Source organism: Erwinia sp. MYb416 (assembly GCF_037479575.1).
Lineage (GTDB): Bacteria > Pseudomonadota > Gammaproteobacteria > Enterobacterales > Enterobacteriaceae > Erwinia > Erwinia rhapontici.
Map to the genome: position 1 here is coordinate 507,929 of NZ_JBBGYT010000439.1, position 23,812 is coordinate 531,740.

A 23,812-nucleotide genomic window follows, 5' to 3' on the forward strand; every position below is an offset into this window, starting at 1 on the left:
CTGGCGCGGCCTACGTTAGCCTTGTCATCAGCACATTACTACTGGCCAAAATCTGGAATTACACTTCGCCAGTGGCCTTATATCTTATTGTTATTTTTGCCTTACTCACTTTAAAAACACCTTTCTTAGTTTATTCAGGTCCACAACGAACAACAGCGGCCGAAGCCGCTGTTGGATTGTTTCGCTACCAATCTATCACTTCCTCTTAACTTTAGACGCCCAGCGCGGGAATGCGACCCGAGCTGGGATTATTTTTTCGTTATACGACATGGACCTGGAGATTATGCTGGATCAGCACATCGCCCAGGGTGTTGTCTGACGACAGCGCCGAGTTGTGATAAACGTCAAAGGTCTGCCCTTCTACCGTCCTTTGCCCGGTGGTGGCCCAGACGCCGCCATCGGTATTGGCCAGCGTCACCTGGTCACCCAGCGTCCCTTTGATCAGCAGGTCATCGCTCTGTTTATCGGTAATATTCAGCGCTTCGTTCAAGTCCAGCTTAATACTGTTATTGCCCGAGGTGCCAAGGTCGATAATCTCCACATGCTCGACTTTCAGACCGAGCGAGGTGAGATCCAGCGCAATATGTTCACCGTTCAGTACCAGGGTATCCGTCCCTGCGCCGCCATCAATATGCGTAAAGTCGAGCGAATTCACCGTGATGGTGTCATTACCTACGCTACCCGTCACCGATTCGCCGTGCACGGTCTGACCATCCGCCAGCGTAATGGTGACCCCGCCAATGGTGTAGCTGCCGTCATCCGTTGCCGTCGATGCCACTGTTTCACTGCTGGCCGTGGTGCTGGCCGCTGCCGTGGAGGTGGCATGGTCGGTGCTGCTGGTATCGCTGTCGGTCACCAGCGTTGAGGCCACACGCGCTGCCGTATGCACGGTAGTGGTGGTGCTCTCTTCACTGGTGCTGGCCGCACTGATTGAAGACGTATCCGTCGACGCCAGAGATTCATCGGAGGCCACCGCCATCATCACCGAGGCGGTAGTGGCTAGCGGCAACACTGAACCCAACAGCAGCGTGGTGACGGTGGTCGCCGGGTTACCTGCGGCATCAACCGCCGTCACTGTGACCACCGAGCTGAGATCCAACGTGCTGAGTAACCCCCCGACGAACTTCGCACTGTACCGTCCATTAGCGCCCACCGTCGTGGTCATTGTCTGGGTTTGCCCGCTTTGCGACAGCGTGATCGTCACCGCGGTCCCCGTCGCCAGACGCAGGCTTCCCCCTGAAATGGTCAGCCCGGTCAGCAAGACACTCAACAGACTGGCAACCGCATCAACGCTCACCGCCGGCAGGTTTTGCGTCACGGCGTTGAAGCTGGCGCTGGTGCTGCTGGTGTTACCTGCGCGGTCAGCAACAGTGATTGCCGCAGTATGCTGCCCATCTGCCAGAGAGGTCAGCCCTCCTGCCGGGATGGTCACACTCCAGGTCCCATTAGCGGCTACCGTGCCGGTGTATGAAATCCCTTCAATATTGACAGTGACCCGGCCCCCCGCTGCACTGGTGGACGTCCCGGTAATGACTTGTGCGGTACCGGATTCAGCAAGGTTGAAGTAACCATCGCTGAAGCCCGCGGTATTGCTCAACGTCACCGTCGGCGTGCTGTGAGTACCGACAATCACCGGAACCGTAATCGTGCCGCTGCTGGTACCGGCCCCGTTGATCACACTGGCGCTGATTGACGCCGTGTTATCCGGCAATGCTTTCAGATCCACCGACGGCACCGAAACGCTCCAGCTGCCGTTGGCGGCGACCACCGTGCTGTAGGTCTTCGACCCGACGTTAACCAGAATGGTCGAACCTTCGGCATTAAACGCCGTACCGGAGATGGTTTGCGCCGTCTGCGCTTCCACCGCATTCAGTGCCCCATCGCCAAACAGCGTGCCAAAGGTGATGGTCGGCGTATTGTGCGCAATCACGCTGGCGCTGTTGCTGCCGGACGCGGTATTGCCATACGGGTCAGCCAGATTGGCGGTGATGGTCAACGGACCGTCTGGTATGGCAGCCAGCGCAGTTTTCGGAATGCTGATACTCCAGTTGCCGTTACTGCCCACCGTCGTACTGTAAGCAATACCATTCAGGGTAAAGCTCACCGTTGAACCCGCCACCGCATTGGTGGAGGTACCGCTGATGGTCTGCGCTGTCGCCAGCTCAGCGGCGTTAAGGACGCCATCACCAAACAGCGTGCCTACGGTGACCGTCGGTGCCACATGCACCCCGATGGTGACGCCGACACTGCTGCTGCCCACATTGCCTACCGCATCGGTCACGGTTGCTGACACCGTCAGTCCCCCCGTCGCCAGACCCAGTAACTGTGCCGATGTGAGTGTCACACCGAAGTTGCCGTTGGAGTCAGTGCTCCCCTGTAAAGTCAGGCCACCGACTTTAATACTGACCAGGGTACCGGTTGGGACATTATTGACATGACCACTTAACAGCTGCCCTAACGAAGAGAGGGCCTCTGTCACACTTAATATCCCATCGCCAAACAGCGGGTTAAGGGTGACCGATGGTAAAGCATGAATGCCCACCGTCCCCGCCAGTGTGCTGCTGCTGCTGTTACCCGCCGTATCGGTGACGGTCACTTTAAGGGTGACACCGCCGTCTAACAGGGTCGCCAGCGCCGATGGCGTCAGCGCCAGATTAAAGGCCCCGTCAGTCCCTGCCGTGCCGGAGAGCAGTGGCGTAGTGCTGTCACCAACAGTGACCACGACACGCGCCCCCGCCGTGGTGGTGCCGCTGATCAGCTGATTAACCAGTGCATCCGCCGCATTCAGCAGGCCATCCCCGAACAGCTGCGTCTGGTTCAACGACAGGCTTGGCGGAGTCAGACTGACCTGCAGTCCCCCCGTAACGGAAAGGGTGGATTCATTACCGGACAGGCTGTCTTTCACCGATGCACTGATATCCAGCAGACCGGACTGCAGCCCCTGCAACTGAGGCAAAGTGAGGCCAACGCTGAACTTACCGGTGGCATCAACCGTCGCGTCCACCTCAGTTGTTCCGATCATCACTTTGATGATAGTACCGGCTGCCACGTTTTTCACCGTACCGCTGACCAGCTGACTGGCGACATTGCTCAAATCGGCAATATTCAGTAAGCCGTCACCGAGGATCGGATTCAGGATAATCTCAGGTTTAATCGTCGCAACAGTGATGCTGGTGCTATTACTGGCAACGTTACCCGCCGGGTCGACCACTTTTACCCCCAGCGACAGATTGCCATTCCCGAGCGCCAGCAGATCGGTGGCGGAGAGGTCTACGCTCCAGCCGCCGCCCGCCTGCACGGTGGTGGTATAAGCCCTGGCACCCAGCGTCACCGTAACAACCGAGCCGACCACCGCATTTAATTCGCCGCCGATGGTCTGTCCGGCCTGCGCTTCCAGCAGGTTAAGCACGTTATTGTCGCCAAACAGGTTGGTGAGCGTGTTAACCACCGGCAGATTATTGACAATCGTGGTGACCGATGTCGTCGCGCTGGCAACGTTACCGACGACGTCAGTCACCACCAGGTTCAGCGTATTGGCCCCTTCCTGCAAGGTCGCCAGCGCCGCTGGCGGCACTGCCAGAGACCATTTGCCATCCTGACCAACAGTGGCAGTCAGGACCTGACCACTGAGCAGCGTGAGTGACACTAATCCCCCCGCTGCGGACACCGCAGTACCGGTGATCAGCTGACTGAGGCCAGCCTCAACCGCATTCAGGTAACCCCCGGTGCCCGCAGGATCGCCAAACACGGTATCAACCGTCAGCCCCAGCAGGCTGTTGAACACTTTGTTAATGGTGATGGCGGCACTGGTCTGGTTGCCATGGTCATCCGCCACTTTCACCGTCAGCACGTTACCGCCCTGCAACAGGGCGCCGATCGCCGTCGGCGTCAGCTCAAGGTTAAAGGCACCGTTGAGGACGGTTGCCTGCGCCAGAGGAACAGTGCTGTTACCGAGGTAAACATAAATATTTTGACCATCGGCTCCCGACACAGTCCCCGTCAGCGTCTGCGTCAGCAGTGATTCAGTCGCGTTGATGACGTTATCACCCAGCAAGGCGTCTACATTAAGCAACGATGGCGCGACAGTATCCACAATCACATTGTTAAGTACCGCAGACCCGGTATTACCCGCCGCATCCTTCACGCTGGCGCTGATGCTGGTCACATCCTGAGCCAGCCCTTGCAGATCGGCAGACGGCACGTTCACCGTCCAGGCGCCGCCAGCCTGCACCACGGCGGTGTAGGTTTTGGTTCCCAGCGTCACAGAAACCGTGCTGCCAATTTACGATGAGGTACCGGTAATCGTCTGTGATGTGGCCGCTTCCGCCACGGTGAGAATGTTATCTCCGGCAAATTGCGTGATCGTCACAGTAGGCGCAGTGATATCAATCAGAACCGTCGTGTTGGCGACAACAGGGTCGCCAACGGTTGGCGTAAAGGTCACCACCACCTGCTGTGAACCGGCCGGAAGGTCCGCATTCACCAGCGTCTGGGAGGTAAACTCATTGTTCAGGCGCAGTGCATCGACCGAAATGGTATCGACCAGAATGCCACCCACCGTGATGGTGATCTGCCCGCCCAGCGACAGAGGGACATTGTTGAGCGTCCCGCTGATAAGGGTATTAGGGCCATCGGCCACATTGATAATGTTATCGCCGCTGACAGGAGCCAGCGTAATGTAACCGTCAAGCGTTGGGCTGAGGTTTAACCCAACAGCACCATTAACGCTGGTGGTATTGCCCGCAACGTCGGTAATGGACACCGTGTAATTACCGCCTGCGGTCACCAGTGCCGCGAGATCCGTCACCCCGACATTAATCGTCCATGCTCCGTTGGTACCCACCAGGCCGGTTAAGGTCTGAGTACCAATTTGAAGTGTCACAGTGGCCCCTGCATCAGCAGGATTGGAAATCCCGGTCAACGTCTGCGTATTCAGGCTTTCGACGTAGTTGAGAACATTATCGCCGGCGAAGGTCAGTCCGTTAATCACAGGCGCAGTCGTATCGATGATAAAGCCTTCATTGAGGGTATTGGTGTTCCCCCCCGGGTCGGTCACAGTGACCTTAACGGTTTGCAGATTTTGCCCCAGACCTCCGAGATCGGCCATCTGGCCCGCAGACAACGTTAGCGACCAGGTGCCATCAGGATTAACGACCGTCGCAGGGATCGCCGCCAGGCCACCAAAGGTCAGGGTCACACTCTGCCCCGCGCCGACCGCGCCAGTAGTACCGGTCAGTACCGCCCCTGCCAGCGCATCAACGTTAAGATAGCCATTATCAAATGGTACCGCGATGGTGGGCTGCGGCACCGTCAGATAGGCGTTAAAGTCGAGCGTTTCCGTTGCCGGGTTGCCTGCAGCATCAATGACGGTGACGATCACCTGGTGTGTTGTGTTGCTCAGGCCGTTAAGCGCACCCGGAGGCAGTTCCACCGTCCAGATATTCCCTACCACCGTCGCATCGTAGACCACGCCATTCACATCGACTTTCAGCGTGACGCTCTGATCCTGCCCAGCCACCACCGGAATGCCGGTGTTACCCGTAATGGTGATCGCTCCCGCCGCCTCATCAATGCCCAGCCCGGTGCCGAACGGGTTAGTAATGGTCGGTATTGGCAGGGTCAGCAGCGCATCAAAGCTGCCATCGACCTCCGCCTCATTGCCGTAGGCGTCAGTCGCCACCACGGTAATGGTGTGTTCACCGTTGGCCAGACCAGACAACAGGCCGGTGCTGAGATCCAACGACCAGCTACCATTGGCATTAACGACGGCAGGCACGGCTGCCGCGCCGTCAATACTGACAGTGACCGTCTGACCCGTACCCAATACCCCCGTCGATCCCCTTAACACCTGGTCCACGCCAGCTTCTGCAATGCTTAGCAGGCCATCAACGAACGGGGTGGTAATGGTCGGAACGGGCACATCGTTAATCGCCACGGTCAGCGATGCATCTGCCGGGAGCCCCACGTTGCCCACGCCATCCGTCACCGTCACCGTAATTGGCCAGTTGCCGTCCGGCAGCGTGGCTAATACGCCACCCGACAGCGGCAGACTCCAGGTGCCATCACCGTTGATGGTGGCCTCAATCGGCGTACCGTTCACATTGACAATGACATGGGTGTTAGCCGCATCACCATTAAAGGTCACATTCCCCCCCAACGTGATCCCGCCAGCGACTTCATTCAGTGTCAGAATACCGTTACCCGCCAGCGACAGCGGATCGAGGGTGACCGTCGGTAATCCGGTGACAATGGCGGGGAAGTCCAGCGAGGTTGATGCCGTATTACCCGCCGCATCGCCGACCACAATCACAATCTCATGGCCTGCCCCCGTGCTGTTGCCCAAAGCAAGCAGCTGTGTCGGGGTTAAGTTGGCCGTCCAGACACCGTTGGCATCAACACTGGCGGCATAGACGTTGCCGTTAATCGTCAGTACGATAGTCTGCCCTGCACCAATCACACCAGTCGTGCCCGTCAGCGTCTGCGACACTGCGGCTTCGGCCACATCCAGCAGACCATCAACAAACGGCTGGTTGATCACCGGGTTCAGCGTATTGGTCAGTATCAGCTCGACATCGGCCGATACGCTCACCGGGTTCACCGCATCCACTGTTGATACACTGACCTGAATAACCCCATTGCCCATCGCGGCCAGATCGGCGGCCGGGATAGTCACCGACCATCCCCCCAGACCATCCAGAACCACAGGGGAGTAAGTCTGTGTCCCGACAGTCACCACCAGGCTGGCACCGTTCGGCAGATTATCCACCGTGCCCCGGATCGTCTGATCAACTAAAACTTCGGTACTGTTAAGGAAGCCATCAACGAATGGCGTCTCCAGGGTCAGTTCCGTGAGGGCGTTCACCGCCACGTTGACGTCGAGAATTTGCTCCGTGGTGTTACCGTACGCATCCTTGACGGAGACACTGAGCCCCAGATCACCGTCGACCAATGCCAGCAAATCAGCACTTGGAATGGTGGTACTCCAGTTGCCCAGGTTATCGGAGAGCACGCTGTAGACATTGGTCCCAAGGGTGATCTCAACGTTGAGATTCGGCGCTGTATTGCCTGACAACACCAGCCCCGTCAGAGCATCCGCCAGGCTGAGCACACCGTCCGTCACCAGGTTGGCGTCGATTTCCAGCAGTGGCGGTTGAGTATGAACGGTAAAGCTCTCATTGGCCGTCGCGGTATTGCCTGCAACGTCGTTACCGCTGGCAGTAATGGCATTGCTGTTCTGCGGCAGATTTTGCGCATCAGTCTGCGGGATCGTCGCTGTCCAGTTACCGTCGCTGTCCACGGTTGCCGGATAGTCTTTACCATTAACGCGCACGGTAATGGTGTCACCTTCCGGAATATGCTGGCTGCTACCGGTGATGATGACGCCATTCGGGTCGCGTGACTCGTTGTAGTTCACCATGTCATCACTGGTGACCGGGTTGATGGTAATGGAAGGCAGATCGTCACCACGCGCAATCACGGTAAAGTCACGGGTATCATCGCCCACGTTACCGTAGATATCGTTGACCGAGACACTCACCTGCTGCGGACCATCCGCAATGCTTCCCACTGCCGTATCCGGTACCAGGTAACTCCATACTCCGCCGTTAACCTCAGCGTAAAACGTCTGCCCGTTAAAGGTAATCTCCACCATCTGGCCATCGGTCACATTGGTGGTGGTACCGCTTAACTGCAGTGCCTGACCCACTTCACTGGTGTTGAGATAGTCATCACCGGTGATCGCATCAATGGTAATCAGCGGCAGATCGCCGGCTTCTGCCCTCACTTCGACGGTTTCCGTGGCCACCAATGAGGTGTTACCCGCTTTGTCGGTCAGCGTGGCGGTCACAGTATAACTATTGTCGGCCAGGTTCTGCGTCGCACTCCCCGGCAGATCAAAGCGCCAGCTACCATCCTCCTGCACAATCGCAATATAAGCAGGCTGGTTACCGTTAAAGGTGATGCTCACCTGCTGACCTGCTTCATCCGGCGATGCCGTGCCGCTGATGGTCACGGTTTGCAGAATTTCAGTGCCGTTAATCACGTTATCACCGGCAACCGGATCCAGGCTCAGCGTTGGCGCAGTCCGATCAACGATAACGGAACTGCTGATGCTGCCCGTGTTGCCCTGCGCATTGGTCACGTCCACGCTGATGGGCAGGCTGCCCTCGCCGAGGGCCTGCAACTGTGTGGTACTCAGGGGTAGCGTCCAGTTACCGTTAATGTCTGCCGTAACAGGGAACGCCTGGCTGCCGATGGTAACAATCACCGTCTGCCCGGCACCGATCGCACCAGTGGTGCCCGTGAGGGACTGCCCGGCAGGATCAGTCGCTTCGCTATTGTTGAGATAACCATCGCCAAACGGGAGGTTAATCGTTGGCTGCAGTGCGCCGGTAGCCAGCGTCACGTTGGTGCTGACAGGGCTGCTGTTACCTGCGGCATCCGTCACGGTGGCCGTCAGCGTATAGCTGCCGTTGGCCACACCGGTCAGGGCATCGGCCGAAATAGTCAGGTTCCAGTTTCCCTGATCATCGACGGTGGTAGTGTATGTCTGTCCATTGAACACCACGCTGACTGTCTGGCCTTCCTGCGCCCCGGTACTGCCCCCGCTGATGGTGACGCCCTGCGCGGCTTCAGTAGCGTTGATCACACCGTCAGTGGCGATCGGATCCAGCGTAATCGTTGGTGCGACCGTATCCACACCGACCGTCACCGTCTGGCTACTGCTGTTGCCTGCCACATCCGTGACCGTAACGGCCAGATCTGCCCCTGTCTGCGGCAGACCTTGCAAGACTGCTGACGGCAAAGGAATGCTCCAGTTACCGTTAGTATCCACCGTGCCGGTATAGGTGGTGGTGCCGATAAGCACGGAGACCGTTTGTCCTGCCCCCGCCACACCCGTGGTGCCATACAGCGTCTGCCCCAGTGCCGCTTCGCTGGCATTCAATACACCATCGCCAAACGGGATATCGACGCTGATTTGCGGCAGATTATGGACAACCACGTTCAGCGTGGCGTTACTGGCAACCGGATTACCGTTGGCATCCAGCGTACTGGCAGAAACAATGGTTTGGCCGTCAGCCAGGCCCGCCAGCGCACTTGCCGGTACCAGCGCACTCCACACACCACCGGCACCCACGTTCACCGTAAAGGTCTGACCATTAATCAATACTGACACCGGGGTGCCCGTCGCCACGTTGGCGGTATGACCGGTAACGATCAGCGACTGCTGAGCCTCATCGGCACTGAGATAACCGTCGCTGATCGGATCGATACTGATCCCCGAGGCAAGGGTGTTCACCGTGATAGTGAGAGTGTTGCTGGCTGGGTTGCCCGCAGCATCACTCACCGCGGCAGTAATGGTTGGTGTGCCGTTCTGCAAGGTACCGGACGGAATGCTGATGCTCCAGCTGCCATCTGACTGTACAACCGGGTTATAGACCTGCGAACCCAGGGTGACGGTCACCGTCTGTCCCTGCTCGACATTTGTCGTTGTACCGGACAACAACTGACTGCTCTGCTGTTCAGCACCATCAACGATATTGTTGCCGGCAAAGGTATTAATCGTAATCGTGGGGAGATCCGCCACATCCGCTTTCACCACCAGCGTGCTGGTGACAGGGGCACTGCTGTTCTGCGCCGCATCCGTCGCCGTCACACTCACCGCGTAGCTGCCGTCCGGAATAGCCTGTAAATCTTCCGCCGGAACGTTTACCGTCCAGATTCCGCCGCTCACCACCACCGGCGGATAGGTGACGCCGTTCAGCGTCACGACGATGCTGCTGCCATTTTCACCCGTTCCTGAAACCGCCAGGTCGGCGCCCCGCTCTGCGGCATTCAGCACCCCGTCACCCGCTATCACATCAACGGTGACCGCCGGCGCCAGGGTATCAACGTTAAACGGTACGGTGAGTTCTGACGGATTACCCGCAGCATCGTTGACCAGCACCGTGATGTTGTTGGTATCCTGCGGTAATCCCGCCAGTACCGTTCCCGGGATTGCCACGCTCCAGTTGCCGTTACCGTCAACCGTGCCGGTATAAGTGATACCTGCCAGTGTGATGGTGACCGTCTGACCGTCGCCAGAGATACCGGTTGAGCCGGTCAGGGTTTGCGTACTGCCTGCCTCTGTCGCATTCAGGACGCTATCACCGAACGGTGCATCAACCACCACGTTGGGGAGATTCGTCACGTGAACATCCAGCGAGCTGCTGCTGGTCACTGCCGAACCTGCCGCATCAGTACCGCTCACGGTTACCGTCAGCGGCCCATCCACTAAGGGGATAGCCCCCGGTTGCAAGGTTAATGTCCACTGACCATTTGCGCCAACGGTGACCGGGAAGTCGCTGCCACCCACGCTGACCGTCAGCAGAGTACCGACCGTGAAGTTAGCTGAAGTACCGCTGATTTCCAGCGGCTGAGCCGCCTCCTGCGCATTGAGGAAACCATCACCGCTGATCGGATTGATTGCCAGGCCCGAAAGCAGGTTGTTCACCTCAAAGCTTCCGGTTTGTTCAATCGCTGTATTGGCACTGTTGCTGACAGAAACCACATAGGTTTGCTGTCCGTTGCTTAAGGCTTCCAGCGCCGTCGCGGGAAGCGTAATGCTCCATGCGCCGCTCGCCTGTACCACGCCACTGTAAGTGACGCCGTTCAGCGCGAGGGTAACGAGTTGACCTTCTTCCACGTTGGTAGTGGTCCCGGTCAGTTTCTGGCTGACATGCTGCTCTGCCCCATCAACAATATCGTTGCCGGTAAACGGATCAACCGTAATCGTCGGTTGCGAGGTATTGATCTGCACCGTGGTCGTCTGGGTAGTTTTGTTGCCGGCCAGATCGGTTTCCGTAACGCTGACCGGGTAGCTGCTGCCCGTGAGAGCGCCGAGGTCAGTTGCATTCACCTCTACCGACCACAGCCCGTTAACCCCAACGGTGGTCTCGTAAGTTTTGCCATTCAGCGTCACCACAATGGCTGCGCCATTTTCACCCGTACCGCTGATGGCGATACCATTTTGCTGCTCGCTGGCGTTGATAATATTGTCGCCGGTGACAGGATCCAGCGCCAACGACGGTGCAATAGTGTCAACAGTGAAATTGCTGCTGCTGGTTGAGGTGTTGCCTGCCGGATCTTTCACTACCACGCTGACGGTGTTGGTACCGCTGTTCAGGCCCGCCAGATCGCCGGTCGGCACGCTCACCGCCCAGCTGTTGTCATTGCCCACGGTGGTCAGATAAACCTTGCCGTTCAACGTGACGCGCACGCTGTCGCCAGGCGTACCGGTCCCCGTGATCGCCAGAGGTTGCGCCAGCTCAGTGCCATTCAGATAGCCATCAGATACCGGAGTGATCACAAAATCAGGTGGCGTGGTGTCCAGCACAATCGGACGTGTGACCGTCACGCTGTCACCGACCGATGGTGTTGCAACCACCGTCACGGTATAACCCGTGTCGGCCAGCCCGGCGAGGGCCGTGGACGGAATGGTGGCGCTCCACAGACCATCAGGCCCGACGGTGGCGTTATAAGACTGGTTATTAAAGGTGACCACCACGCTGGTGGTGCCGTCCGGTACGCTACCGGTAACGGTCAGACCTGCGGCCGCTTCCAGTGCATTAACCACATCGTCACCCGCGACCGGATTCACCAGCAGCGCGTTGGAAACAGCGGTATCCAGAATCACCGAGGTGTTCTGCGTCACGCTGTTGCCTTCCGGATTGGTGACCACAATGGTGACCGGGTTCTGCCCCTGATCGAGATTATCGAGCGTGGTCACCGGGAAGGTGACCGACCACTTGCCGTCACTGCCTACCGTGGTATCCAGCGTGGTGCCGCCAAGGGTGACGCTGACGCTGTCCCCAATGGTGCCACTACCGGTGATATCCAGTGGCTGCGTCACTTCAACACGATCGATGATGCCGTCACCGCCGATCGGATCGAGGGTGTACGTTGGCGCGGCGGTATCAACAATCACCACCTCAGTATCCACCGTTTTGTTGCCTGCCGGATCGGTGACGGTAACAGTGACATCGTAGCCACCGTCTTGCAGCAGGGCCAGGTCAGCAGGTGGGATGGTTACCGTCCAGCTGCCATTGTTGCCGAATACCGCGTTATAGGTTTTACCCTCCAGCGTGATCACCACGGTATTACCCGCAGCGGTGGTGCCTTCAATCACCAGCGGCGCCTGTTGTTCGGTGGCATTGATAATGCCATCTTCGGCGATAGTACCCAGCGTCAGAGAAGGCAGATCGGTGGCAATCGTGACGGATGACGGCCCGGCTTCGGCGCTGTTCCCGGCCACATCAATCGCCGTAACCAGAATGGAAGACGCCCCCTTCGGATCCAAATCCAGTAACTGCTGCGTGGTCAGCACCAGAGTCCAGACGCCGGAGCTGTTAACGGTGGCCTCAAACGCACTGTTGCCGATGTTAATGATCACTCTTTGACCGTCGCCCAGTTCCCCGGTGGTGCCCGTCAGGGTCTGCCCGATAAGTGCTTCAGCATTGGTGAGCGTATTATCGCCAAACGGCGTATCCAGCGTTGGGTTCGGCAGGTTGGTGACGTGCACAATCAGCGAGGCGTTGCTGGTGGCCAGTGGGTTATCACTGCTGTCATAAACGGTCGCGACCCCCGTCACGGTGCCATTGGTCAACGCTCCCACGTCAGCACGCGGAATGTTGACCAGCCAGGTTCCGTTCGGCTGCAATAAACCATCATAAGGGAGGCCATTAAAGCTAAAGGTCACTCTGCTGTCAGCAGGAACATTCAGCGTGGTCAGAATGATATCCAGTCCCTCTGCCGCCTGAGACTCAGCGAAGTTGAGGTAGCCATCGTCACTGATCGGGCTGACGGCAATCGCGGGCTGCGTGTCATCGACGTTGAAGGTTTTATCCGTGGTGCCGGTATTACCCGCTTTGTCGGTGACACTGGCGGTCAGGGTGTACGATCCGTTCGCCAGCCCCTCCAGCACCTCTGTCGGCAGATTGGCCTGCCAGCCGCCGCCGGACTGAATGAGGGCGGTGGTGGTGTACGTCGCGCCATTGCCACTCAGCGTTAGCGTCAGGGTCTGACCGGCTTCCACATTCGAAGCCGTACCGGTGATAATCTGGTCCACCTGCTGTTCAGCGCCATCAATACTGTTATTCGGCGTGACATTGTTGACAACAATGGACGGTACACCGGTATCCACGACCAGCGGGGTGCTGGTGATAGTCGTGTTGCCCGCCGGATCAACGGCCGTTACCGAGAGCGTATAGTCACCATCAGTCACCCCGGCCACCACGTTGCCCGGGATCAGGGCAGACCAGGACCCGTCTGCACCGACCACGGTAGTAACCGTGGTTCCCGCCAGTTCCACGCGGATAACATTGCCGGCTTCCCCGGTGCCGGTCACCGTCAGCGGCTGAATAGACTCTGCCGCATTGATATAGCCCCCGGAAACCGCATTGACGGTCACTGGCGGCGGAGTGATATCCACCTCAATGGTACGCACCACGGTGGTCACGTTGCCCGCATCGTCGGTGCTGGTCACCTTGAGGTCATAGCTGCCGTTGGTCAGCGCTTTCAGCGCGTTAACCGGCAGCTCGATCTCCCAGTGCCCGGTGCCATCCACGACAACGTCATACGTCTGGTTGTTCAGTGTGACACTGATACGGTCACCCTGCGTACCTGACCCACCGATGGTCTGTATGTCGTTCTGTTCTTCAAGGTTAATGCGGTTATCTGCCGCCACCGCATCCAGCGTCACCACTGGCGCGACGGTATCCACGATAAAGTCGGTATTCACGTTAACGCTGTTACCCGCACCATCGCCCAGCGTCACGGATAAGGTATTTTCTCCCTGCGGCAGGTTTTGCAGCGTGGCAGACGGCACCGACACGCTCCAGTTACCCTGCGCATCCACCGTTCCGGTATAGGTGATCCCGCCAATCAGCACTTTCACCGTCTGGCCCGCACCTTCAACGCCCGATGAACCGCTTATTGTCTGGGCACTGCCCGCCTCCGTGGCATTAAGATAATCATCACCAAACAGTGGGTTGATCTCTGGCAGGAAGCCCGGCAGCACTTCACTGTTAAGCGAATGCTCAACGGTGATGGTATTGCCATTGATATCAACGGTGCTGGCAGTGACTGTCAGCGTGGTATTGGTCAGATTCGTCAGGTCTGCTGGTGGAACCGTCACCGTCCAGCTGCCATCGCTGTTGGTAGTGGTGAGATAGGATTTTCCGCGGAACGACACCGATACCGAGCTGCCTGAGGCCACAAAGCGGCTGAAACCGTGGATCGAGAGCGGTAACAGTGCCTCAGCGGCGTTCAGCGTGTTGTCGTCGCTGATCACGCCAATGGCGATGGCGCTGAAGGTGTTATCAACGGTGAAGCTGCCATTGGTCGTCGCCGGGTTTCCGGCCACATCGCTGACGCTGACGGTATAATTGTCGGTGCCATTGGCCAGATTATGCAGCGCCGCGGCAGGGATCAGCACGCTCCAGCTACCATCTGACTGTACCAGGCCGGTGTACTGGTTACCGTTCAGGCTGACGGTGACCGTCTGGCCCGCCTGGACATTGACGGTATTCCCGGTAACAAACTGAGACAGCCCTTTTTCCGCGCCATCAAGAATATCATCGCCCGCAAACGCACCGACAGTGACGCTCGGCAGTGAACCGCTGCCCGCGATCACCGTTAGCGGCTGGCTGCTGCTGCCGCTGTTGCCCAGGGGGTCGGTGGCCGTCGCAGTCACGGTGTAGGTATTGTCGGCCAGGCCGGTAACGACGTTCGCGGGAAGGGTTGCGGTCCAGTTACCGCCAGCATCCACCGTGGCGGGGTAATCAACGCCATTGACGCTCACCACCACCGTCGCACCCGGCTCAGTGGTACCGGTAATGGCCAGCGCTGCATTGTGTTCCAGCGCATTGAGATAGCCGTCGCCAGAAACCGGTGCAACCGTCACAGACGGTGAAGCCGTATCGAGGGTGACCGGGGTCAGCGTCGTCGTTTCATTGCCGCCGCTGTCGCGAGCCGTGACGCTGATATCATATTTACCATCGGCAAGCGTTTGCAGCGTCGATGGCGCAATATTGACGCTCCAGTTGCCATCTGCATCGGCGGCAGTGCGGTAAGTCACGCCGTTGAGTACCACCGTAATGGTACTTAACGGGTCTGCTGTCCCGGAAAGCGGCAGCGGCTGACCCTGTTCGGTGCGGTTGATCACCCCGTCCCCCGCTACCGCGCCGACATTCAGGTCTGGCGCGAGTGTGTCCACGCTGACGCTGGCATTATGGATAACTTCATTTCCTGCGGCATCGCGCACCGTCACGATCACATTGTTGCTGCCCTGCTGCAGCAACGCTAGATCAGCAGGGAGTAAGTTAACACTCCAGGCGCCCGTAGCAGGATTCACCGTGGCGTTATAGGAGGTGCCGTTTATCTCAACGGTCACCGTCTGATCCGGCAGTGTCAATCCGGTGTTACCGGTGATCGTCTGCGGTGTGGCTGATTCGGTTAGATTAAGGATATTGTCGCCACCAAAGGCAGCGTTGACAGTGACATTGTCCGGGAAGTTGGCCTGCACTCCAATGTTCAGCGTGGCGCTGATGCCAGGATCGGTGGCAACTTCGACCTTAATGTCATAAGTATTGTTAGCGACCCCAACGAAGTCAGCAGGCGGAATTTCAGTGGTCCATTTACCGTCTGCACCCACGGTGGCAGTGTAGGATTTATCGTTAAACGTCACGGTGAGCAGGGTGCCCTGCGGCACGCCCTGACTACTGCCGCTGACGGTCACCGGTGACCCGGCTTCCGACGCGTTGATCCAGTTATCGCCACCAACCGGCGCAATCGCCAGCGTCACGGCTAACGGATCGTTAATCACGGGATAATTGCCGCCAAACAGGGCGGTGACGCCGGCAGCATTGGACACGGACACACCGTAATTCACAAATTGGCCGTTAGTCAGGCCTGCCAGTGCATCGGCAGGAATGGTGACATGCCATAATCCCCCCGCCAGCACGGTCGTCGGGTATGGCTCGCCGTTGAACGTGACAATCAGGGGCTGGCCCTGTTCAACATTGAGCACCCGGCCACTCAATTCCTGATCCACACCCAGTTCGGCATTTTGCAGAACGTTGTCTCCGGCAAAGGTATTCACCTCGATCAACGGCTGGCTGCCCGGTTCAACGGCCAGAGTGACATTCCCGTATGCCGTCGTCACGTTGCCTGCCGCATCGGACGCTTCCACTCTTATTGGGTAACTGCCGTCGGCCAGAGCGGCCTTGTCGGCGTCAGAAACCACGATGCTCCATTCGTTATTGCCATTCGCATTGCCGGTCAGGCTCAGCTCCCGGTCACCGATGAAGACGCGAATGATACTGCCCGATTCCGCCGTCCCGCTGATAGTCAGGGTGCCCAGTTCATCAGCGGAAACGTAGTTATCGCCATTATCAGTGACAGGCGTCAGCGTAACGCCCGTCGGTGCCACGGTATCCACACTCAGCGGGAGGGTGGTTTCAGCCGAGGTATTACCGTATTTGTCGGTAGAGGTGACAACCAGGTCGCTACTCCCCTGATCGAGCTGTTGTAACGCCGAAGCCGGAATGTTCACACTCCAGCTACCGTCGGGATTCACTGAAGCGGTATACGTCTGACCATCCAGAGAGACGGTCACCGATTGACCGCCAACGCTGCTACCAGTGATTGTCAGCGGTTGCGTGATGTCAGTGGCATTCAGCGCACTGTCAAACGGCGCGACAGTGACAACCGGAGGCGTATTATCCACCGTCACCTCAACTGTGCTGCTGCCCGTGTTACCCGCCGGATCGGTGATATTCACCACCAGAGGTAATGTCCCTTGCGTTGGATCGGTCACTGAACCCGCCGGAATAGTGACACTCCAGCTCCCGTCGTTATTGACCGTACCGGGGTATTTCTCACCGTTAAAATCGATGGAAACCGTCTGATTAGGGCCCGTCACGCCGGTCGTCCCGGTCACAGTCTGCGGCTGACCGATTTCCGTGCCGCTTAACACACCATCGACAAACGGCAGATCGACCTGCACGACTGGCGCAGTGGTGATCACATCCACCGAGACAGTGGTGCTGTTTTCAATGAGGGTGCCATTAGGCAGCGTAATGCTGGCAACAATCAGATTCGAGCCCTGCGGAAGCTGTTGCAGGTCGGCTGACGGCACCGTTACCGTCCAGCTGCCGCCTGCCTGAGTGACAGCGGGATAACTTACCCCCCCCAGGGTTACAGACACGGCAGTGCCCACCGGTACGCCACTCGCGGACCCGCTCAGGGTGAGCGTGCCCTGTGCTTCAGTCGCACTGAGATAGCCATCGTCACTGACTGGCGAGGTAATGCTGACGCTTGGGGTGGTGCTTTCCTGCACGTTGAAATTGTGAGTGGCGCTGGCAGACGTGCCGCCCGTATTGCTCACGCTGGCAGAAATAGTCGCACTGCCGGTGGACAACAGCGCAAGATCGGCCGCCGGCACCGACACGCTCCATACGCCGTCAGCATCAACCGTTCCGGTGTAGGTTTTTCCGTTCAGCGTAACGGTAACGGTTTGCCCCTGTTGCACGTTAACGGTCGTACCGCTCAGGGTTTGTGAGGTCAGTTTTTCCGCGCCATCGAGCACATCGTTACCGGCAAAAATAGCAATGGCAATCTGAGGCACGTTTGCCGCCGGAGAGACTTCAACAGTAAAGTTATGCGTATCGTTGGCAGACTGGCCGGCGATGTTAGTCACCGAGGCTGAAATGGTCGCCGAACCGTTCGACAGCGCTTCTAAGGCCGAAACCGGAACCGCCACACTCCAGCTACCATTCGCCTGCACCGTCGCATTATAGGTGACGCCGTTCAGCACGATCACCACCGTTTGTCCGGCTTGTACGTTGGTGGTAGTACCGCTTAACAGCTGAGTGGTCTCTTTTTATGCGGCGCTCAATACGTTATAGCCCGCGAAGGTGCCAATGGTCAGTGTCGGCCCGTTAGCAGGAGGGTTAGGAGGATTGGGAGGGTTGGTCCCACCGCCATTACCGCCATCATCACCACCACCACCGCCGCCACCACCCAGTGCGGCAGCACCCAGCCCCACCAGGCCAAGCGCACCCAGACCTGCAGCGGTGACAAGGCCCGGACCCGCCCCGGTATCAGCCAGCAGCAGAGGTTCAATACTTCCCAGGGATTCATACTGCGGCGTGATGACCATCGCGGTCTGCGCATCGGCAAACTCGCTGGTCACCGGGAACAGAGCGTGTTCCGGCGGATTAACTCCGTCATCGAACACCAGTTCGCTGTGATCGCCATCCACGTCATCCAAGAAGAACTGCTGATAGCGCACAGTGGTGCCATCTTTCATGTGCAGAATGAGGTCGTTACCCTGGCGCTCGTATTCGGCCACCATTTCGCGCGTGCCATGCACTTTTACGATGCTGGGTTGATTAAGGAGAACGTTCCTGGACGAGCCCGCATTGGCCTGGGAGAGAATAGAGCCGTCGTCGCGTGAGAGAATGTCTACGCGGCCATCATTGAGCTGTGCCATTTTAGTAACCTCATGTACATCAGATAACAGGATTTAGAAGTTCAACGCGAGAAAAGTGAAAAAAAACTTCACTTTTAGCTCACCTTAAACAAAATATTTTCACACCGTGTTGGGCGTTACTTTTCACCTGATGCACAGTCAGAGAGTGACTCTCCCTGAAAAAAATGGCTTAAATTTGCTGAAACTGACTTATTTTTTGTTTAATTCCTCATTCACATATAATTAATAAAATGAATGTGTGATTTGATTAAAATTTATCGATGCGATTAATTATTTTAATTTAATGGTTTAGTACAGTAGCCGATTAATTGCCAAAAAATGCTGAAAAATAGTGCAACCACTGATTAATGATTTGATTTAGTTAACAGAAAAATTAGTTTGATGATGGCCGTTTAGACACTTTCAGGCATAAAAGCGATTTAACCGTGGTAATAACGCGGGGTTAATGACGCGAAAATTTCATGTTGATTCGTGACCGTAAGCACAAGCAGGCAATAGCTTAAAAAGCCACCAACCCCGCTCCGGGTTCAACAGTGAAAATCGGCATTTTATGTTCCCTCACAATAATTTGAGTTAAGTAAAAGAGGCTCAGCCTTAGCCAGGAACCTTCTTAAAAGCTGGCGTTAAGGGACAATTCTGATTCACCGCCCTATTTATCCAGGTTATTAACTTTGCCCATCCTGTCTTTCTGTGTTGCACCCTGCCCGGCATCGCCTTCGCAGGCAGGGTTTAGCTTCTTAACTGGCAACAATTGTGGTAAAAAATGGGGTTGATTACGCGACAGGCAAAATGGATACAATGACGATACTGGAAGGCTCTGCCTCAGAGGAAAAAGCGCTGGCAACACAGCGTGCCACGCGTGCGGTATTTTTAATCGCCGGTATCGGCATGGCCTCCTGGGCCCCCCTGGTTCCTTATGCGAAAGATCGTGCCCTGCTGAGCGATGGCTCACTCGGCACCCTGTTATTGTTTCTTGGATTAGGCTCGCTGATTGCGATGCCATTGACCGGGATGCTGGTGGGTCGTCTGGGATGCAAACGCGTTATTGCAGCGGGCAGTCTGTTGCTGTTGCTGCTCTTACCCCTACTGGCAACGCTCTCCAGCCCTTCTACACTGGCGCTGGCGCTGATGATCTTCGGTGCCGCCATCGGTCTGATCGACGTTGCCATGAATATCCAGGCCGTCGAGGTCGAAAAAACGGCTAAAAAAGCGATGATGTCAGGGTTTCATGGTTTCTTCAGCGCGGGCGGGATTGTGGGTGCCGGACTGGTCAGCGCTGCGCTCGCGCTCGGTGCCTCTCCGTTAGTGTCGATACTGATGATCAATGTTTTGCTGGTGTTGCTGTGGCTTTACTGCCAGCAGCACCTGCTGAGCCAGCGTCTGCACCAGCCCGATATGCCGCTGTTTGTGATGCCGCGCGGCTGGGTACTGTTCCTTGGCGTGCTCTGTTTTATTCTGTTTTTAACCGAGGGTGCCATTCTTGACTGGGGCGCACTGTTTCTGACCCATAACCGTGACCTGCCCGCCTCACAAGCCGGGTTGGGTTACGCGGTATTTTCCATCGCCATGACCATTGGCCGCCTGTTTGGCGACCGCATCGTCAACGTGTTCGGGCGCACAGCAACGTTATTCTGCGGTTCATTATGCGCGGCGGGTGGCCTGGTGCTGGCAGTGGCGATACCGGATGCCACCTGGACGCTGGCCGGTTTTCTGCTGGTGGGGTTTGGTGCTTCAAACGCCGTGCCAATTATGTTCAGCGCAGCGGGAAAGCAGCAAGTGATGCCCGCCAATCTGGCCATCGCGGCGATGACCACTATCGGTTACGCCGGCATTCTTGCAGGGCCCGCGTTGGTCGGTTTTATTTCTCAATTATCCAGCCTGTCCGTCGCGTTCAGCGGCATTGCGGCGCTGCTGTTGGTCGTTGCTGCCAGCGCCCGACAGATTACTCGTTAACCGGGGTTTCACTGCATGTTGCCATATAAATTTCCACTGACTTCCGGCAATGTTACGCGCTTCTTTGCACTGTTTATTCTGGTGCTGGTACTGGCATCAGGATTTATGATCCACAATGCAGTTAACGCCTGGCTGACAGAAAAGCGCTACGCGATGGCGGATATCACTCACGCGATGCAAAAGCGTATTGATACCTATCGCTTCGCCACCTGGCAGATTTATGAAAACCTGGCAGCCAATGCGGCGGGCACGGCGGGCAACAGTTTGCAGGAAACCCGTCTACGTCAGGATGTCTATTATCTGGAGAAAACCCGGCGTAAAACCGAAGCATTGATTTTTGGTTCACACGACAGTGGCACGCTGGATATGACCCTGCGTATGTCCAACTATCTCGACACCTTATGGGGTGCCGAGAACAGCACCTGGTCGATGTATTTCCTCAACGGGCAGGACAACAGCCTGATCCTGGTCTCTACCCTGCCATTAAAAGATATGGCCTCACGCTATAAAGAAAGCGCGATCAGCAACATCGTTGAGGCACGTCGCGCCGAGATGCTGCAACAGGCTAATGCGCTGGACGAGCGTGAGAGCTTCTCGCCGTTGCGCCGTTTTACCTGGCAGAATGACCACTACTTCACCGTGCGTACCACCTTCAATCAGCCGGGGCATCTGGCGACCGTGGTGGCTTTCGATCTGCCGGTGAACGACATTATTCCGCTGAATATGCCGCTGGAGAATTTCCAGCTAAAGCAGGATACCACCCCGGTTGCCGAAGGGGATGATAATCAGGACAGCAGCAGCACCACCCGCATCAATTGGGTTAACCCTAATATCGAAATTGCCGGTTCACTGGCCAGCACACCCTTACAGCTGATCTATCGTGTACCGATCACCGGGCTGGTGGTAGATACCTTACATAATCTGCTGTGGCCGCTGCTGGCTAATCTCGCGTTGCTGCTGATGTCACTGGCGGGTCTTTTCCTGCTGCGCCAGCAGTCGTTGCGCCCCAGTGAAAACCAGAGTGCCGAGCTGGAGTCGCTGCGCCTGTTGAATGAAGAGATCGTCGGTACGCTCCCGGTGGGGCTGCTGGTGTATGATTTTGCCAATAACCGCACCCTTATCAGCAATAAAATTGCTGAGCACCTGCTGCCGCATCTCAATCTGCAAAAAATCATCAATATGTCCGATCAACATCAGGGTGTTTTGCAGGCCACGGTGAACAACGAGGTGTATGAGATCCGTCATGCCCGCAGCATGATTTCACCGCATACGCAGGTGTTTATGATGCGCGATCAGGATCGTGAGTTGTTGGTGAACAAAAAGCTGCAAAAAGCACAGCAGGTGCTGGATAAAAACCATCAGTCACGCCAACAGCTCTTGCAGAATCTCGGTCACGCGTTGCAGCGTCCACTGAACGAGGTGATCACCAGCCTGCAAGCGCTGGCTGCCGCACATCCGGACGAACAGGTGGATACCTCGCTGGAAGCCTCTCAGGCTCTCAGTCGTCTGGTTGACGATATTGTGTTACTGAACCAGCTGGAAACCCTCGACTGGACCCCGGACGCAGGCAGTTTCAATCTGCAAACCCTGCTGGATGAGCTGGTGGCTGAGCTGCTACCGGTTATGCGCCGCAAAGGTCTGACGCTGATGATCGCCAATCACCGCAGCAGCGATGAGACGCGTTTTGGCGATCGTCGGGCAATCAGTAAGATCTTGTCCACGCTGCTGCACTATGCCGTGACCACCACAACCTGGGGCCGGGTCAGCGTCACCGTAAGCGCCCCCGACGATCGCCCGGATCGCCTGTCGATTGAGATTGTTGATACTGGTGCTGGTCTTTCGGCTGACGAAATGTCGAACACGGATTTCCCGTACCTGGGTGAGACTCATCAGGACCGTTATGGTCAAGCCTCAGGCATGGCCTTTTTCCTGTGTAAGCAACTGTGCAAACAGTTAGGTGGCCATCTGGATATCAGCGCCAGCCCGGATATCGGCTCGCGCTACAGCATCCAGCTCCATACGCCGCTGGAACCCCAGCTGGTACAGGAAGAGAAGCTCCTGGAGGGCGTCAACGCCCTGATTGATATTACCGTTGATGACGTGCGTAAAATCGTCGTACATCAGCTTGAAGACTGGGGAGCGAACTGCATTACGCCAGACGAACGTTTCTCCGGTCAGGAACACGATGTACTGGTAACGGATGAACCTGAGCATTTGACGCCCTGGTCATTACTGCTCTCCGGTGATGAACCGGGTTTCTGCCAGATTTCATCCAATCAGTACCGGGTCAATTTCAATATCAGCAGTGCGATGCAGGATGCGCTGCTGACGTTGATTGAACAGCAACTGGCTCAGGACGAGCTGGGTGACGAAAATGCGGAACAACAGACCACGGCTCAACTTTTCGCCAGTGGTTACTTCCAGCTTTTCGTCGATACAGTACCCGATGATGTCAAGAGACTGTATAATGAGGCCGCAAACAGGGACTTTACTGCGCTTGCTCAGACTGCGCATCGGCTGAAAGGCGTGTTTGCCATGTTAAATTTATTACCCGGCAAGCAGCTTTGTGAAACGTTAGAACATCACATTGAACAGTGTGACGATTCAAACATCAAAAATACCACCAGTGAAATTGACAATTACGTCAATGACCTGCTGCAGCAAGGTAACCAATAATATGAATAACCTGAATGTCATTATTGCCGACGATCACCCCATTGTTCTGTTCGGCATTCGTAAGTCGCTCGAACAAATTGAATGGGTCAATGTTGTCGGTGAGTTTGAAGACTCCACTGCATTAATTAACAGCTTGTCTAAGCTTGATGCCAACGTTCTGGTGACAGATTTGTCTATGCCAGGCGAAAAATATGGCGATGGCATTACACTGATCAAATATATCAAGCGTCACTATCCTGATCTGTCGATCATTGTTCTCACCATGAACAATAACCCAGCCATTCTCAGCGCTGTGCTGGATCTGGATATCGAAGGCATCGTACTGAAGCAGGGTGCACCAACCGACCTGCCTAAGGCTCTGGCCGCATTGCAGAAAGGCAAAAAGTATACGCCGGATAGCGTGGCGAAACTGCTGGAGAAAATCAGCGCGGGCGGTTACGGCGACAAGCGTCTGTCACCGAAAGAGAGCGAAGTGCTGCGTCTGTTTGCTGAAGGCTTCCTGGTAACCGAAATTGCCAAGAAACTGAACCGCAGTATTAAGACGATCAGTAGCCAGAAGAAATCAGCCATGATGAAACTGGGTGTGGATAACGATATTGCGCTGCTGAACTATCTGTCATCAGTCAGCATGTCACCGGTTAAAGATTAAGT

General features: G+C 56.6%; 6 protein-coding genes. 3 read left to right on the forward strand and 3 right to left on the reverse strand.

The window, feature by feature from the left end; genetic code table 11:
* Positions 1-259: 259 nt before the first annotated feature.
* From WH277_RS21130 to WH277_RS21140, 3 genes are read right to left on the reverse strand one after another with little or no spacing between them, the layout of a single operon-like run.
* The gene (locus tag WH277_RS21130; RefSeq protein WP_339507056.1) at positions 260-4,282 is read right to left on the reverse strand and encodes a beta strand repeat-containing protein; all 4,023 of its coding nucleotides are present in this window, start codon (positions 4,280-4,282) and stop codon (positions 260-262) included.
* Positions 4,283-17,905 (reverse strand): beta strand repeat-containing protein, encoded by a 13,623-nt coding sequence (locus WH277_RS21135; RefSeq protein ID WP_339507058.1) that lies wholly within the window; start codon positions 17,903-17,905, stop codon positions 4,283-4,285.
* Between the two features lie 15 nt (positions 17,906-17,920).
* The gene (locus tag WH277_RS21140; RefSeq protein WP_339506783.1) at positions 17,921-18,532 is read right to left on the reverse strand and encodes a BapA prefix-like domain-containing protein; all 612 of its coding nucleotides are present in this window, start codon (positions 18,530-18,532) and stop codon (positions 17,921-17,923) included.
* A 798-nt stretch (positions 18,533-19,330) separates the two neighbouring features.
* Here WH277_RS21140 and WH277_RS21145 point away from each other — a divergent pair.
* The 3 genes from WH277_RS21145 to rcsB are packed head-to-tail and all read left to right on the forward strand — an operon-like array spanning position 19,331 to position 23,810.
* Positions 19,331-20,485, forward strand: a complete 1,155-nt coding sequence (locus WH277_RS21145; protein WP_212813086.1) for an MFS transporter — start codon at positions 19,331-19,333, stop codon at positions 20,483-20,485.
* Positions 20,486-20,500: 15 nt separating this feature from the next.
* A complete protein-coding gene (rcsD, locus tag WH277_RS21150; RefSeq protein ID WP_133841425.1) occupies positions 20,501-23,161 on the forward strand; it encodes a phosphotransferase RcsD in 2,661 nt (886 codons plus the stop codon).
* A gap of 1 nt (position 23,162) precedes the next feature.
* On the forward strand, positions 23,163-23,810 hold the full coding sequence (gene rcsB / locus WH277_RS21155; RefSeq protein ID WP_062742930.1) for a response regulator transcription factor RcsB: 648 nt from the start codon (positions 23,163-23,165) through the stop codon (positions 23,808-23,810).
* Positions 23,811-23,812: the final 2 nt, after the last annotated feature.